The organism is Ochrobactrum sp. SFR4 (assembly GCF_019730395.1).
Taxonomy (GTDB): domain Bacteria; phylum Pseudomonadota; class Alphaproteobacteria; order Rhizobiales; family Rhizobiaceae; genus Pseudochrobactrum.
Genome location: NZ_JAAPBB010000282.1, coordinates 1 through 402, shown reverse-complemented (window position 1 = coordinate 402; position 402 = coordinate 1). Strand labels below are relative to the sequence as shown.

Genomic DNA, 402 nt, shown 5'->3' with positions numbered 1-402 from the left:
GAACTGCATCCACAGCTCTGATAGGCGGTGTACACATCAGGAGATCGAAGTTCTCCTCTTTACCCTCTTCAGAAACCGCCGTTTTACGCTCCGGATCAACTGAAGCCAGTGTAAAGCCACGCTGGAATTTAATGCCTTTGCTCTCGAAAATCGCAGGCATTACTTCACATACTTCCTGCTGGAGGAAGAGACAGTTTCGCAAGAGCTGAGAAACCGTCGGATAGGTATAGACGATCTCGACTTGATCCCGCACACCTTTACGCCGCAAATATTCATCCAGCATCAGCGTGGTTTCTACCGGTGCGATACCGCATTGATGCGGGACATTCGGGGTTTTCGGGAAATTCACCGTAATGAAAATACGGCCCTTTTCGAAGTTACGCAGCTTCTCTGCCATCTGAA

1 pseudogene is annotated in these 402 nt (G+C 49.3%); it reads right to left on the bottom strand.

The features are described from left to right. Positions 1 to 402, bottom strand: a pseudogene (locus HBA93_RS18990) (NAD(P)/FAD-dependent oxidoreductase); the annotation flags it as partial.